Genomic DNA, 15,668 nt, shown 5'->3' with positions numbered 1-15,668 from the left:
TTACTTTCAAGCCCATAAGATTTGAAGTCATATTTAAATTAAACAGGTAAAAAAATGAAGAAATTATTAATAATCGCGTTACTATTAGGCGCTTTTGTGGGATGTGTGAATTCCCCTATTGATCAGGTGGCTGATACCATCACAGAGAAAAGTTTGATGAAGCCGATAACGAAGCTGTCATCAGATGAGTTTCAAGGCAGGGCAACAGGAACTGTCGGTGAACTTAAAACGGTTGACTACTTAGTTAGTCAGCTAAAAGAGTACGGTTTGCAAGGCGGAGCGGAAGATGGAGGATTTATTCAGGATGTGCCACTGGTCGGTCAAAAGACGGGGCAGGATACACAGGTGCAGATCCGTAAAAATGGAAATGCCGTACATCAGTTCGATTACTATTCAGATTTTGTAGCATGGCCATCTAATTTGGAAGAGGAGGTGTCTATCAATGATGCTGAACTGGTTTATGTGGGATATGGAATTCAGGCACCGGAAGAAAATTGGGATGACTTCAAAGATATGGATGTAGAGGGTAAAATACTGGTTGTAAAGAACAATGACCCCAGTGACGATCCCGATTTGTTTGGGGGAGATACCCGTTTGTATTATGGTCGATATGATTATAAATATGAGAAGGCACGAGAGCTGGGAGCTGCCGGAGTATTGATTGTGCATACCACCCCGTCAGCGGGATACGGCTGGGATGTAGTTGCCAATAGCTGGAGTCGCGAGCGGTTTTATCTGCGTGATAATGAAACTATGGAAGGTTCTCCGACCAAGTTCAATGGGTGGCTGACAAAAGAGGCCGGCACCAATTTATTTGAAAGTGCAGGGCTGAACCTTGAAGATCAGCTTGAGGAAGCCGAAGACCGGGATTTTGAACCGGTACCTTTAGAGGGTTTATCACTGAGTTTGGATTTGAAGGCAGAATATAGCCAGAAGGATGCAAGGAACGTGCTTGGTGTAATTGAAGGTACCAACGAACGATTGAAAGATGAATATGTGGTGTTTACTGCTCATCATGATCATCTTGGGGTAACAAGTCCGGTAGAGGGCGACTCAATTAATAATGGAGCCCTTGACAATGCGGCCGGCGTAAGTGCCGTTTTAAATATGGCACGAGCTTATAAGGAAATTCAGCCCCAGCTAAAGCGAAGTATGTTGTTTTTATTTGTCGGAGCTGAAGAAGTAGGGCTGCTTGGATCACAGTACTGGGCAGAGAATCCAACGGTGCATCCGGGGAAAGTTACGGCAAATATCAACCTGGACGGGATGAATGTCTACGGCAAGACAAAAGATATAGTGCTTATCGGCTACGGTCGTAATAGCGTTAGTGATATGATTGAAAAGGTAGCCGAAGAGCGGGGAAGAGAAGTGAAGCCCGATCCCCATCCCGACCGCGGTTATTTTTACCGTTCGGATCATTTTTCGCTTGCCAAAAAAGGAATACCGGCCATTTTTCCCAACCGGGGAACCGAGTTTATTGATAAGCCGGAAGGCTACTCCGTCATGGTAGATAGTCTCCAGGATGCCAATTATCATAATGTAAACGACGAAATTAACACCCATTGGGATCTCTCGGGAATGAAAGCCGATGTGCGTCTGTTTTTTGATGCGGCTTATCGTATTGCTAATACTGATGAAATGCAGACCTGGCGAAAGGGCAATGAATTTAAGCAAACGCGGTTGGATATGATTGAGGACGCCTCATCCAATTAAAGTCAGAATGTATCGTTAGTATTACAAGAAGATTAAATTTTAAGTCAACTTTAATGTATATCCCTAATCAGATGAAGAAATTAGCTATAACCTTTGTTCTAATCGCCGGATTAATTTTTGGGATGGGAACATGGAATCAGACAACTGCACAAGAAAACTCGAGTGATCAGCCGATAACTATTGTAGAGTACAGTGATTATCAATGCCCGGCCTGTGCGTATTTCCACCCAATAGTTGAAAAGTTGAAAGACAAATATGGCGATCAGATTGAGTTTGAGATGAAATACTTCCCGTTGAATTCCCATCAGTATGCGGCACTCGCGGCGCGGGCGGCACAAGCAGCAAAAAACCAAGGTAAGTTTTATGAGATGCATAGCCTGCTTTTTGAAAACCAGAAACGGTGGTCCGGCTCGGGAAGTCCCACTTCTCTTTTTGTAAACTATGCCCGGGAGCTGGATCTCGATATCGATCAGTTCAAAAATGATCTTAATGCTTCTGAGACCCAAAAAATCGTGATGGAACAGCGACAGGAAGGGCGAAACGCAGGAGTTAATGCGACACCTACCTTCTTTATCGAGGGTGATAAGGTTGATCCGCTACCCCGTAATTTTCAGCAGTTCGATCAGTTGCTGCAACAGTATGTGGGAGAATAAAAGGTAAGGGACTGATACTATGATTTACGAATTTATTGACAAAAAGCCGGATTATCCCGATTCGGTATTTGTAGCACCCAGCGCAGATATCATTGGTGATGTTTCGATTGGGGAAGAAAGCAGCATTTGGTTTAATGTGACGATCCGCGGAGACGTGAACTGGATACAAATCGGTGATCGATCCAATATTCAGGACAACGTTTGCATCCATGTCATGAACCAGACCGGTCCTACCGAAATTGGTGACGATGTTACGATTGGTCATAATGCGATGATTCACGGATGCACTATTCACGATCGGGCACTTATTGGAATCCATGCGACTGTGCTTGATAAGGCAATTATTGAATCCGACGTAATTATTGCAGCCGGGAGCCTGGTTCCGCCCGGGAAACGGCTGGAATCGGGCTATATGTATATGGGAACTCCGGCAGAGAAAAAGCGCGAATTGACAGACGATGAGATTAAATCTATCCAAGAGCACTCCGATAATTATGTGAAATATGCTCGTGCTTATATGCAGAAAGATACTTATGACGCGAATCCGTTTTATGATGCCAAAAATTAAATTAGGAATGGTTCTATTTATACCTAATTCTTAATTCCTAATTATCTTGTCCGGAATTTATATCCACATACCTTTTTGCAAGCAAGCATGTTCGTACTGTGATTTCTATTTTGTGACGCGTACATCAGAGCGGGAGCATTTTGTTGAACGGTTGGTTGAGGATATAAAAAGTTATCGGGATTCAAGATTTGCGCGGGAAAGGGTGGAAACCATCTATTTTGGTGGGGGGACGCCGTCATTGCTGGAACCGGCGCAGTTAGAGCAGATCATGAAGGCACTGTATGATGTGTTTGATATAGGTGAGCAAGAGATTACGTTGGAGATGAATCCCGATGACGTGTCGGCACCATTTTTGGCGGATTTAAAATCGCTCGGCATTAGCCGGGCTAGCATGGGGGTGCAAAGTTTTGAACCCGACTTGCTGGAGTTTATGCATCGTGCACATTCCAGTGAAGAAGCGTTGCAGTGTTTGGAACTGCTTAGCGCATCCGACTTCAATTCGTTTACCGTTGATCTTATTTACGGAAATCCCGGTCAGTCTGTAGAGCAGCTTGAGCGCGATGTTAAAAAGCTTCTCGAGTTTAATCCCCCGCACATTTCGGCCTACTCCTTAACCATTGAACCAAAAACGCGTCTGGGCAAGCAAGTTGAACTTGGACGTATTGCACCACCCGAAGATGATAAGGTGGCTAAACATTTTGATATTATTAACCAACTGTTTAGTAGTCAGGGGATAGAACGCTATGAGGTTAGTAATTACAGTATTCCCGGGAAAGAGGCTATCCACAACAGTAATTACTGGGAGCACGAAAACTATTTGGGATTAGGTCCTGGTGCACATTCTTTTTGGTGGGATGATAAAGCTGAACGATGGGAAAATGAGAAGGATTTGCGGAAATATCTGCGTGACGAAGATCATCCCGAAAAAGAAGTCCTTTCTTTAAAACAGTTGGCGGAAGAACGACTAATGATGGGGCTTCGCACGAAAAAAGGGGTAAGAGTAGCAGAACTTTCTGAGCAATATGATTACGAGCTAAGTGATCGCCAGCTGAATTATCTTGAAAACCGTGAGCAGGAGGGTAAAGTTAACGTTGATGAGCGCATAATCCTGACGGACGAAGGCATAAAAATTGCCGATGCGATAATTTTGGATTTAGTAACGTTGCATTAGATTACTTATCTATACAAACCGAACAAATGATTACAACTGAATAACAGGCAGATGAAAGCAAGTTTTAAAGCATTTATGCGGGAGATTGTTGATTATGCCGGTTTGTTTCCGCCGGCTGACCTTTCTCTTGATACGTCTCTCCAAAAGTATAATAAGTATCGTAAAAGTAAGGATGCGTGGATGCTTTCACGATATATTATTCCGGCCGGACGACTGGGCGAGCTAAAGCCGTATGGCAAAACGCTTTTTGCAGAAGCAGATCCCTTTAGTTTTTCGATTTTGGGCAAGAGAACAGAGACGGTATCGGATTATAAAGAGCATATTAAAGACATTGTGGCTGCATTGGAGCAGTTTTATGCTGATCACGGAGACCGAGTTAAAACGGATGTATTGGAGATTAAGCTCCCGCGGGAAGCTGTCTTTGCCAATGATGATGACCTCCTTGCTGATATTTATGAGGAGACGATCCTTAATTTTAAGGATGTAGCAGAATTCCCGAACGATATTTTTTTTGAAGGGATCTTTGATAAAAACTGGGAAAAAGAGATTGGATTGATTCTCGAATCTATGAATCGGTATAACGAGAGCTCAGTATCGGAGGACGGAATAAAAGCCGGTTTTAAGTTGCGATGCGGCGGAGTAGAGGCCGATATGTTCCCATCGATAGAGCAGGTTGCTTTTACCTTACAAAAAGTGTGCGAGCAGAATCTAGCGCTAAAATGTACGGCAGGATTGCATCATCCCATTCGTCACTATGATCATTCGATAAAAACGAAAATGCACGGATTTATTAATGTATTTGGTGGCGCTATGCTCGGATATGCACATGATTTTTCGACTGATCAGATGGCCGAGGTCTTAAAAGAAGAGGATACAGAGCATTTTTCTTTTACTGATTCCGGTTTCCGGTGGAAAGATTACGAAGTATCAACAGAAGATATTGAAGAACTGCGCGAAGTAGCATTAATTTCGTTTGGCAGTTGTAGCTTCAATGAACCGCGCGAAGATCTGCGAAAACTTGAACTTTTATAGATTTTTATATCCAGATGTTTTCTTAGAGTCTGAGAAAAGACAATTCATCATTCAGAATTTATAACTTAAAATTCACGACATGCATCCAACAAACGATCCGAACTTAGAATCATTTGTCGAGGTAGATTCCGATTCACACTTTCCAATTCAAAACTTGCCCTACGGGGTAGCGCGCTCAAAGGATGATGGAGAAGTATTTATTTGCACGGCTATCGGTAATTATGTGGTGAATCTGACCGAGCTCGATGCCACGGGAGTTTTTGACGGTCCGGAGCTGGATGGCAAGCCGGTGTTTCGTGAACGGACTCTAAACACTTTTATGGAACTTGGCCGGTCGGCCTGGGCTGAAGCACGTTCCTATATCAGTACGTTGTTGAGCGCCGATGAGCCAGCGCTCCGTGATAATCAACCCCTTCGGGAACGTGTTCTTACGCCTATGAATGAGGTCGAGATGCTACTGCCGGTAGATATTGGAGATTACACCGATTTTTATTCCTCCGAGCAGCACGCTACGAATGTGGGCAGCATGTTCCGCGATCCCGAAAATGCGTTGAAGCCCAATTGGAAACACTTGCCGGTAGGATATCACGGACGAGCGAGTTCGGTGGTCATAAGTGGAACGGAGCTGCATCGTCCGCAGGGACAGATTCTACCGCCTGAAAGTGATGATACGCCTATTTTTAGCGAATGCAAGCTGTGTGATTTTGAGCTGGAGATGGGGTTCCTCACCGGACCCGGAAATGAGCTGGGCAGCCCTATTTCGGTAAAAGATGCCGAGGATCATATCTTTGGATTGATGCTGGTGAACGATTGGAGTGCCCGTGACATCCAGAAGTGGGAATACCAGCCGTTGGGGCCGTTTTTGGCAAAGAACTGGGCGACTTCGGTTTCACCGTGGATTGTGACGCTGGATGCCCTTGAGCCTTTTCGTATGGAAGGACCGGAGCAAGATCCCGAGCCGCTCCCTTATTTGAAATCTGAGGGTAATTGGACATTTGATATTAATTTGGATGTGTTTTTACAGAGCGAGAACATGGATCAACCGCATAAAATTTGTGCTTCTAACGCCAAGAACTTGTACTGGAACATCGCACAGCAGCTGGCGCATCATACTGTTACGGGCTGTAATGTGCGTCCCGGCGACCTGTATGCTTCGGGAACCATCAGCGGAGAAGAGAAATCATCCTACGGCAGTATGCTCGAATTGAGTTGGAAGGGAACTGATCCCATTGAATTGCCAAATGGTGAATCCAGAACGTTCTTAGAAGATGGGGATGAGGTGACGATGACCGGCTATGCCGATACTGACGAGTATAGAATCGGATTTGGGGAAGTGAAGGGTAAAATATTGCCGGCTAAAGAGTTGGAAGAATAGGTGTTAGACGTGAGTGGATAAAAAAAACGTCTCACGTTTCACTTCTGCTTTTTATTACTTAATAAGCGTCATCTTTTTGACAGTTTGCTTCTGGTTGGTGATAAGCTGGTAAATATAAACACCTGAAGCGAGATCACTACCATCAAATGTAGGTTCATATAATCCTGGCGTCAGCTCTTCATTAATCAGCGTTTTTACAAGGCGCCCGGATGTGTCAAAAACTTTAAGTTGTACGTCTGTTTCTTCTTCGAGTGTAAACCGGATTTTAGTGGTTTGATTAAATGGATTTGGATAGTTGTGACTTAGTGTATTGTCAAAGTTATCACTACCCAGAGCTAAATAGATTGTATTTCCGTCAGCCGATGAGGTTGATGAGTTTGTCAGCACAAGTCCGAGCTCGTTGATATTTTGCCAGTTTACGGACGTGGTTTCAACAGAAGCTTGTCGATCGGCAAGGGGATAAAAAAGTGGAGCCGCCGTTCCGTCATCAAAATAAGCGATTAAGCCTACACCGCTATTCTGTACGTTGGATGTTGTTTCCAAACTAATATTTCCAGCAAGATCGCTTTTAAGAGGTACATCAAAATAATTTGCTGCAAATGCACCCGGGAGTGAAAGAGAAGATGATTCACGCGGGATGGGGAATTCTTCGGTGAAGATATTTCCTGTGGTTGAGGTTGGAGGAGTGGGATAATGCTGCCTTTCTTCAAAGCCGAAGCCCTGTGCTGAATTATTGCCCGAGGCATAGTGCCAAAGTTGTGATTCAATATAATTTCGATTGAAGGAATCAGGTCCGCCCAGCTGATTGGTAAGGGCATCTACCATCGAAATGAATGGATTGTTTTTGATGGTTTCCCATACATCGACCCAAAACTGAGAGCCGAATTTTTCCTCAAAAAAGAGTGCCCATGTAATATTGGCATACGAACCCGGATAAAATCCTCCGGAAGGATCATTGAAAATGGAATTATCGGAGGCAATATAATTGTAATAATCATTGACGTTATCGTAAACAACTTCTTCCATTAGGGTTGCATCCATTTCAAGCCAACTCTCTGTTTCGCCCTGCCACTCATTTGCTTCGTACTGTATGGCATGCTTAAACTCGTGGGCAACCGTTACTTTGACAGCACCAATTTGGTTATCTTGATCATCATTGGGCGGAAATCCTTCAGAAAAGTCGTTTTCAATATCGATATAGGTAGTACCGCCTCCAGTGCTTACCGTCCGGCCATAAATATTTTCAAGATTTAGAATTTGTATATCATAGGTCTGTCCCTGGGGGATGGGATCGGTATAACTTAGGTTATCAACTTCGTGACGATAGGATGAATCCGCTGCAGCAGCTACTTCTTCCACGTAGTCGGGGATTCCGTCGCTATCGGAATCTTCGGGTGGTACGGCATGGGAGCCAGATGTTTCGTAGTGAATGGTAAAATGCCCATCCAGCGATTGGTAGCTTTCGGACGCCTGCATGTTGGAAGTACTTAAGGTAGATTCAACGCGGTTTACAGTGGATGGGGAAAGTTCAGCTTTATGCCGATGAAAGTCGGAATAAGCCGGGGTACCGCATTTGAGGGGACTATTGTAATTTACATCATCTGTACCAGGCAGCTTATCCTTGGACTCGGAAGGGAAGAATTTGTAAAGGACTTTTTGGTCCAGTGTTATATCTTCCTGCTGGTAGGCACGATCTATTTTTTGAAATAGATCAACAGGTTTTTCTTGTAGTCGATCCTGTGATTGTGCGGTTCCGATTGCTACAAAGAAGACAATGATACTAAGAGAAAATAGCCGAAGTGTAACTTTCATCAATGAATTAATATTTGTAAGCAAATGAGGTTCATTTCTTGCAAAATTACCCTTATTTTTGGCATCTGCAAATTGGTTCATTACTAAGACACTAAGAACACTGAGTATTTACGTTACAAGGATGACTTAGTGGTTGGAATACGTTTGGTTAAGATCTTGTCTCACCCTGAATTTGTTTCAGGGTGAGACGACCATTTCAACAAATGAACATAGTGTCTTAGTGGTAAATAAATGAAATTCATATTATGTACGAAGTAATACTCTATTACAAATTTACTCCCATCGAAGATCCCGAAACGTTCTGCGAAGAGCACAAACAGTTTTGCAAGGATATTGGGATTAAGGGACGCATTTATATCAACGAGGAAGGCATAAACGGGACCGGCGGAGGTACGCCTGAACAGGTATCAACCTACAAAGAACATCTGACGAGTATTCCCGGTTTCGACGGCATTGATTTTAAGACCGATACGAGTGAGTATGTACCTTTCCCGAAGCTAAAGTGTAAGACCCGGGATGAGCTGGTGTCTATCCACAAGGAAGATGTTGATCCTGATGAGGGTGGTAACTACCTGGAACCGCATGAATGGAAAGAAGTGCTCGAAAATGAGGATGATTATGTGCTTATTGACGTGCGCAATGATTATGAGTCTAAAATTGGTCATTTCGAGGGAGCGCTGACGCCACAAGTGGAAAGTTTTTATGAATTCCCCGCGTGGCTTGAACAAGTTGAAGAGGAAATCAGTAAAGACAAAAAAGTGCTGATGTACTGCACCGGTGGTATCCGTTGCGAGAAGTTTTCGGTACTGATGAAAGAGAAAGGTTGGGATGATGTAAATCAGCTCCACGGAGGGATCCTACGGTACGCCAAAGAAGAGGGAGGTGAGCATTACAAGGGCAAATGCTTTGTATTTGACGACCGATTGGTGGTACCGGTGAATGAGGACAACCTGGAGCCTATTGCACGCTGCGAAATAACGGGCAAACCTGCCGATACTTATATCAATTGTGCAAACATGGAGTGTAATAAGCTGTTTGTATGCTCCGAGGAAGGTGCAAAGATGATGGAGGGGTGTTGTAGCGAGGAATGTCGCCAGAGCGAATACAAGCGTCCTTTTGATCCCGAAAATGCTTTTCGCCCGTTTCGTAAATGGTACAACTATTTTGATGAGGATTTTAAGGAGCGTCAGTTAGAAGAAGAGAAATAGGTTATTTGATATTTAAAAGGCTCGCAAAGTTTTGAAAACTTTACGAGTCTATATCTCACCCCTCAAAAAATGCTTTGGCGATAGACGAAAAGTGAGAGGGGCGATCCAGGAAGGCGTAGTGTCCTGCGTGATCGATAACCACCAGCTCTGCATTTTCTATACCCTCGTCCATTCGTTTAGCCTGATAGAGCGGTGCAGCTTCGTCGTTTTCTCCCCATAGTAACAAAACCTCATGTGGAATTTTGGACAGGCACGGTTCCAGGTATTCAGTTACGGTTTTGACAAAGGTTTCTCTCATTACCCCATCGAGTTTGCTGTAGTCGCTGGAGCCGAGTGCTTTCCAGAGGGATGTTCTTCGTAGCCAGCCGAGTGCTTTTTCACGTGAAAAGGATGGTAATATCAGAAAAGGAGCCTTAAGAAGTTTAGCAGTATATTTTTTCAAATAATACTTCCAGCCCCTTTTAGGTTTCATACCCGCTCCGCCGGTGATGAGAACTTTATTAATATGTTGTTTGGCGTCGGGACGTGAACATAGTTTAAGGGCAATGCGTCCGCCAAAAGAGTGGACAAGCAGATCAACAGAATCAAACTCTTTATCATTAATAAACTGCTGAATAAGATCCGCATAATTATCTACACTCCACGGCCGATCAGGTATCGATGAATGGCCGAATCCGGGCAGATCAAAGACGTAACAATCACGGAGATCCGAAAGCTGCTTGGCCAGTGGCATCATCACCTGTTTGCTACTGCCCCAGCCGTGCAAGATAATCAACGGTTGTTTATCCTGAACACCTACTCGATTGTAGGAGACAGAAAGATCGTCGTAGTGATATATCTTAGTTGATTCCATATATAGAAGCCAAACATCGAATTATTTTAGACTTCAAACAAGAACGATTTTTGTAAGGATTGGTTGGTCAAAGGGTCTTACTTATAGCTTGTTAATAATCAAGGGAGAAAACCATGAAGAGAACATTATTTTTCTGGCTGGAAAAATTGAAAATTGCACCCGGTGAACGAAAAGCAATAACGGGATTACTGGTGCTACTTATTTTACTGGGTGGATTAAATCTAGCGTTGTCACCGTCGGTTCCATTTGAAGATGGAAATTATCTCGAACTTGAGCAACAGTTTGCCGAACGCACAGCTATGCTCAAAGCCGAGGAAGAAAAACTGATGGAGCAGTATTTTCCATCTTCAGAAAAACAAATTGCCAAGGCTCATATCGATACGGTAACGGAGGATTCTACTTCAAATAAAGAAGTCGATGATAGCGAAAAAGAGGTCGGGGGAACCGGTCAGAATACAGGCATAGAGCGGATAAACGTTAATACGGCCAACATTGAAGCGCTGAAAGCATTGCCGGGTATTGGTCCGGCTTATGCAAAACGAATCATCAAATACCGAAATGAAAGCGGAAATTTTAAGTCGTTTGAGGAGCTTAAAAATATTAAGGGGATTGCCCAAAAACGATTGGACAAATTGATGCCATTTATCAAACTTAAGGATTCAGAATAATGCAACAGAATCCTGATGGCTACACGTATTTTATGGGCGGATGATGAGATCGATCAGCTGAAGCCGCACATCATTTTTTTAGAGAATAAAGATTTTGAGGTTACGCCCGTAACCAACGGCGAAGACGCTATTACGCTGATCCAGGAACAGCCTTTTGATATTGTTTTTCTGGATGAGCAGATGCCGGGCATGGATGGGCTTGCCACGCTAAATCGAATCAAAACCATACAGGCGGGTTTGCCGGTGGTAATGATTACGAAGAGTGAGGAGGAGTCGATTATGGAGGATGCCATCGGCGGCAAAATTTCGGACTATTTGATTAAGCCGGTGAATCCGAACCAGATCGTGCTGACAGTTAAGCGTATCCTGGAGCGCCATCGGATTCGTAGTGAAAAGTTTGCCCAGTCGTATCTGCGAAATTTCAATGAAATATCCGGGCAAATTCACGAAGAAACCGGATGGGAGGAGTGGATAGAGATTTACAAGCAGCTTACCCAGTGGGATATCGATTTGGAATCGGGTGATGAATCATTGCGTCAGGTTCTTGCCGATCAGTATCAGGAAGCGAATAAAATGTTCGGGCGATTTGTTGCACAGAATTACAAGTCGTGGCTCAGTCAATCCACGCCGCAACGTCCGGCTCTTTCCACAGATATTGTGCGCGAATATGTTTTGCCTCATGTTAAAAATGGGCAGACTACGCTTTTTCTGGTAATCGATTGCATGCGGTATGATCAATGGCTGATGTTCCAAAGACTGTTGAATGAAGATTATGCGATTGATACTGATTTCTATTACTCTATCCTGCCAACGGCAACCCCTTATTCCCGGAATGCTATTTTTTCCGGGTTGTTTCCGCTTGAAATTGAAGATATTTACCCTCGTTTGTGGAGTCAGGGTGAAGATGAAAGTTCTTTAAATCAGTTCGAGGAAGAACTGCTTAAAAAGCAGTTGGGCCGAAAGGGGATTGACAAAAAAGTGAAGTATGAGAAAGTTTTACGAACGGATGAGGGAAGGAGTATCGCCGATAATATCCATAACTATCTGCAGGTTCCGTTGAGTACTTTTGTGTATAATTTTGTTGATACGCTGGTGCATTCCCGATCTGATTCTGATGTGCTTAAAGAAATAGCCCCGGATGTTCCTGCTTTTCGATCGTTGACCCAAACTTGGTTTCAGCACTCTACACTGTATGAAATATTTAAATTGCTGGCCGATGAAGAAGTAGTCATCGTGGTGACGAGCGATCACGGTGCGGTGCGTGCCCTTCGGGATACGAAGGTGTATGGGGATCGGGAAACATCTACAAGTCTCCGATATAAATATGGCCGGAATTTATCCGCTAACGATGATGCAGCGCTGATTATTGAAGATCCCGCCGAATATAAATTGCCAACGCCGGGGCATTCCAACAATTATATTATTGGCAAAGAGGACTACTACTTTGTATATCCCACCAACTATCATCGCTATCAGAATCGCTACAGAGATACCTTTTTGCACGGTGGAACCAGTATGGAAGAGATGATATTGCCTATTTCTACATTGCGTCCCAAGTCAATGTTGTAATAGATTTCTCATCCAAGAGCTTGTATCTTCTTACTCTTTTTGATTAACAAGTATTTTATGGAAAAGGAATTTACAACGACGTCTCCTGACGAAACTATTGCAAGGGGAAAAGAATTCGTGGCTTCTTTGGAGGCAGGAGAGGTCGTTTGCCTGCAGGGGGATCTTGGTGCCGGGAAAACACACTTTGTGAAGGGGATGGCGGAGGGGCTGGGTATTGAAAGTGACGATGTCAGTTCGCCGACTTTTACGCTTATCAATGAGTATGACGGGGATAAGTTGCTCTATCATTTTGATTGTTATCGCATGGAATCTCCTCGTGAAGCACTCGAAATTGGAGCTGAAGAATATTTTTATGGCGATGGAGTTACGGTAATCGAATGGCCGGAACGAATTGAGCCGCTAATTCCACCGGAGGCTATCTGGATTTCCATTGAAGCACCTGACAAGAATACCCGAAAATTTGTCATTAGAAAAAGGGAGCCGTAATCCCGTATATTATGCGACCATGGCAACCAAGAAAAGACTTCCATATCGATTAGATCGACTGCCGGTTATATATCCGTATAACCGACGAGCGGATAATAATATCCAGCTTGGAGATCTGGTTTATTACGGACCGTGCCCCGAGTACTACGGTATTGGTGAAGTGGTACGCTCGTTTGATGATTATTGTATTGTTGATTTCCGTCGAACCGGTGAGCTTAACATCGAAAAGGATGCTATGGCTATGAAGTACCTGATTCCCATTCATAAGCTGAACTTGGGACATATCTTGAAGAGTACGTAACGACTGACATAAATCTGATTTTGTTGCTCTACCACGGAATCAGGTCTAATTAGTGATTGTCAAGCATTTCATCTTTGGCAAAGTCCGTTTCTTCAAGAAGGTTACCATCTTTTTTCTTTCCCAATATCCACAGTATGATACTTGTAATTACCCCCGGATAAAATGGCTCGATGCCAAGATAGGTGTAATCGTACATCCCTTCGCTGGTGATAGTACCCAGAATAAGCCAAAGTAATGATACACCGATACTGCCAATCATAGTTGGGAGCACCCATTCTTTTTTGAGGGTAAAAAATCGTAGGTAAACGCCCATCACGGGAATCAGAAGGCCGGGAATCATCACAGAACCAATAACATACCACAAGTCGATAACACTGGGATAGATGATGATTAACAAGATCCCCAGCAGTGCGGCGATCAGCGTGCTAATCCGAGTAAGGGTGTTATTTTTTATATTGGGAAAGATCTTTACCAGCAGATCGCGACCAAGTGTTTGTCCGGAAAGAAACAGGTAGCTGTCGAGTGTTGACATGATGGTAGCCAGCAGTGCTACAAAGAACAACCCCTTTAGGCCGATGGGTAAAATTTCGTTGGCCAGGTAAGGATAAACCATGATGGGTTCGGCTAATGAATCTCCGAGGATGGCAAAGCCGTACATACCGCTGAAAATTGTCAAGAAATCAAAAAGTGACCATAACAAGATGGAGATAAAAATTCCTTTCTTAGCGGTTTCAGGCGATTCTGCCGCCGCGGCGCGTTGATGAAAGCTGGGATCCACAAACGTCCATAGCGCAATAAAAAACCAAACGAGAATATATTGGATATCTTCGCCGCCGGTGATATCTGTGAAGTCAGGGGGTATAAAAGACCATAGCTCTCCCAAACCTCCGAACTCCATTACTGCAAAAATGATCAAAAACGTAAATCCCCCGAACATCAGGGCGATTTGAAGCATATCGGTACGGACGACAGCGTTAAATCCTCCAAATATTACGTAGGCGACAGAAAATAGTGCTACGGCACTGGCGTACCATAGAAAGTGGCCGGCGCCGCCGGTGAGATACTGGAAAATTAACCCAAGCATTAGAATGTAGGGAGCCGGACTCACAAGAATAAAAATAGGGATGGCAGAGAAGCGACCGGCCGTATCTCCATAAAAATTACCAACGGCCTCGGGCAGTGAAAGAGCTTTGTTCATGCGGATCTTCCCGGCCAGCAGCCAGGCAAAAAGTGCTGAAAAAACATAAAACGGGAATCCCAAAATAAGCCAGGTAGAGATCCCATTTTGGTAGCTGTATTCTCCAATGCCCAGAATACCGCCATACCAGGTTGAAACGAGCGTGGCTACAAAGGCGGCGAGACTCATCTTTCGGCCCGACAGTAGAAACGACTCCTCATCGGTTTCTTCCCAGTTGCGCTGCCATGTAAGGTAAATAAGCAGAGCAAAGTAGCATACAATAAGACTCCAATCGAATAGGGTAAATTGTAGTTCAGTCAACGGTCGATATTTGGTTTTAAAATGGGTGAAAGATATCTGAATAAGGGTAGGGGGTCAATCGCTATTATGTTTTACAAACATCAACAGATCTCCTGCTTTGTGAGTGATCTGAACGGGGTTCGCAATCACTTCATTGGATGATCCATCACGTACACCATTTTTGAGAAATTCATTATCGATCGGATATTTTAATCCGTATGTAGTAATACCGGTAGCTTTACCCGAAAGGGGGAATAACGAGAGTTGTGTTCCTATTGTGAAATCATCTGAAAAAGAAGGAGGAAGTAGTCTTGTTTCACCAAAATCGTCGGCTATTCGAATTTGTTCAAAATGCGGTGAAAATTGTTTGAGGACGGATAAATTTTTGAGTGTCTGGTCCAACCGGTGACCAGTGGCACCCAAAATATAAATATGGGTACCCCTTTCCTTTTGGGCGTACTGAAGGGCTTTCTCCAAATCATTAAGCTCTTGGCTTGGGCGAAAGATGATTTCGGATGCCTGGTCGGTGCCGCTATAGCTATCCAAGTCACCGATAATTACATCGGGTGTGACACCCAGCTTTTGGGCAATATTGGCCCCGCCATCGGCGGCAATAAAATAATCTGTTTTCGCTCGATATTTGCTAAACAATTCCTCTGATGGCGGACTACCATTACAGAGAATTAGAATCGATTTCATAAAAAACGGCTTTAGGTTGTTTTAACGCTTATTTGCACGTTATGATACAGTAAAATGATATAAGATTTTACTGATAAAAAAAT

General features: G+C 43.8%; 15 protein-coding genes. 11 read left to right on the top strand and 4 right to left on the bottom strand.

The annotated features are described in order from the left end of the window. The first annotated feature begins 54 nt into the window (after positions 1–54). The 6 genes from CK503_RS03035 (at position 55) to fahA (ending at position 6,512) form a co-directional block, all read left to right on the top strand. Complete coding sequence (locus CK503_RS03035; RefSeq protein ID WP_095605316.1) at positions 55–1,713, top strand: M20/M25/M40 family metallo-hydrolase; 1,659 nt, start codon at positions 55–57, stop codon at positions 1,711–1,713. Positions 1,714–1,784: 71 nt separating this feature from the next. Continuing rightward, on the top strand, positions 1,785–2,366 hold the full coding sequence (locus CK503_RS03030; protein WP_176466190.1) for a DsbA family protein: 582 nt from the start codon (positions 1,785–1,787) through the stop codon (positions 2,364–2,366). 19 nt (positions 2,367–2,385) lie between these two features. Continuing rightward, positions 2,386–2,934 (top strand): gamma carbonic anhydrase family protein, encoded by a 549-nt coding sequence (locus tag CK503_RS03025; protein WP_095605314.1) that lies wholly within the window; start codon positions 2,386–2,388, stop codon positions 2,932–2,934. A 46-nt stretch (positions 2,935–2,980) separates the two neighbouring features. Further along, the gene (hemW, locus tag CK503_RS03020; protein WP_095605313.1) at positions 2,981–4,105 is read left to right on the top strand and encodes a radical SAM family heme chaperone HemW; all 1,125 of its coding nucleotides are present in this window, start codon (positions 2,981–2,983) and stop codon (positions 4,103–4,105) included. A 51-nt stretch (positions 4,106–4,156) separates the two neighbouring features. After that, positions 4,157–5,137: a hypothetical protein gene (locus CK503_RS03015; RefSeq protein ID WP_095605312.1), complete on the top strand. Its 981-nt coding sequence runs from the start codon at positions 4,157–4,159 to the stop codon at positions 5,135–5,137. 79 nt (positions 5,138–5,216) lie between these two features. Next, positions 5,217–6,512, top strand: a complete 1,296-nt coding sequence (gene fahA / locus CK503_RS03010) for a fumarylacetoacetase (protein ID WP_176466189.1) — start codon at positions 5,217–5,219, stop codon at positions 6,510–6,512. Positions 6,513–6,566: 54 nt separating this feature from the next. Here fahA and CK503_RS03005 read toward each other — a convergent pair whose 3' ends face one another. Further along, positions 6,567–8,405: an MXAN_6640 family putative metalloprotease gene (locus CK503_RS03005; RefSeq protein ID WP_095605310.1), complete on the bottom strand. Its 1,839-nt coding sequence runs from the start codon at positions 8,403–8,405 to the stop codon at positions 6,567–6,569. Positions 8,406–8,569: 164 nt separating this feature from the next. On the opposite strand from CK503_RS03005, the gene trhO reads away from it, so the two are divergent. Further along, complete coding sequence (gene trhO / locus CK503_RS03000) at positions 8,570–9,532, top strand: oxygen-dependent tRNA uridine(34) hydroxylase TrhO (RefSeq protein ID WP_095605309.1); 963 nt, start codon at positions 8,570–8,572, stop codon at positions 9,530–9,532. A 55-nt stretch (positions 9,533–9,587) separates the two neighbouring features. Here the strand turns inward: trhO and CK503_RS02995 are convergent, their stop codons facing one another. After that, on the bottom strand, positions 9,588–10,385 hold the full coding sequence (locus tag CK503_RS02995; protein WP_095605308.1) for an alpha/beta fold hydrolase: 798 nt from the start codon (positions 10,383–10,385) through the stop codon (positions 9,588–9,590). A gap of 113 nt (positions 10,386–10,498) precedes the next feature. On the opposite strand from CK503_RS02995, the gene CK503_RS02990 reads away from it, so the two are divergent. Genes CK503_RS02990 through CK503_RS02975 form a run of 4 tightly spaced genes read left to right on the top strand, consistent with a single transcriptional unit; the run spans position 10,499 to position 13,409 of the window. Further along, on the top strand, positions 10,499–11,053 hold the full coding sequence (locus tag CK503_RS02990) for a ComEA family DNA-binding protein (protein WP_095605307.1): 555 nt from the start codon (positions 10,499–10,501) through the stop codon (positions 11,051–11,053). Positions 11,054–11,068: 15 nt separating this feature from the next. Next, positions 11,069–12,622 carry a T9SS response regulator signal transducer PorX gene (gene porX / locus CK503_RS02985; protein ID WP_095605306.1) on the top strand — a complete coding sequence of 518 codons (1,554 nt, stop codon included), beginning with the start codon at positions 11,069–11,071 and terminating at the stop codon, positions 12,620–12,622. A gap of 57 nt (positions 12,623–12,679) precedes the next feature. Beyond that, entirely contained in the window at positions 12,680–13,108 is a 429-nt protein-coding gene (gene tsaE, locus CK503_RS02980) for a tRNA (adenosine(37)-N6)-threonylcarbamoyltransferase complex ATPase subunit type 1 TsaE (protein WP_095605305.1), read from the top strand. Then, positions 13,083–13,409: a hypothetical protein gene (locus tag CK503_RS02975; protein ID WP_255233319.1), complete on the top strand. Its 327-nt coding sequence runs from the start codon at positions 13,083–13,085 to the stop codon at positions 13,407–13,409. The genes tsaE and CK503_RS02975 overlap by 26 nt, the downstream gene beginning before the upstream one ends. Positions 13,410–13,458: 49 nt before the next feature. Here CK503_RS02975 and CK503_RS02970 read toward each other — a convergent pair whose 3' ends face one another. Both CK503_RS02970 and CK503_RS02965 read right to left on the bottom strand, forming a co-directional pair. Further along, positions 13,459–14,907, bottom strand: coding sequence for a sodium:solute symporter family protein (locus tag CK503_RS02970; protein ID WP_095605303.1), 1,449 nt, complete (start codon positions 14,905–14,907; stop codon positions 13,459–13,461). Between the two features lie 54 nt (positions 14,908–14,961). Then, positions 14,962–15,585 (bottom strand): thiamine diphosphokinase, encoded by a 624-nt coding sequence (locus CK503_RS02965; RefSeq protein ID WP_095605302.1) that lies wholly within the window; start codon positions 15,583–15,585, stop codon positions 14,962–14,964. Between the last annotated feature and the right edge of the window lie 83 nt (positions 15,586–15,668).

The sequence above is a fragment of the Fodinibius salipaludis genome (assembly GCF_002287075.1).
Classification (GTDB): Bacteria; Bacteroidota; Rhodothermia; order Balneolales; family Balneolaceae; genus Fodinibius; species Fodinibius salipaludis.
The sequence above is the reverse complement of the archived record's forward strand: the minus strand, read 5'-3'. Positions and strand labels throughout refer to the sequence as shown.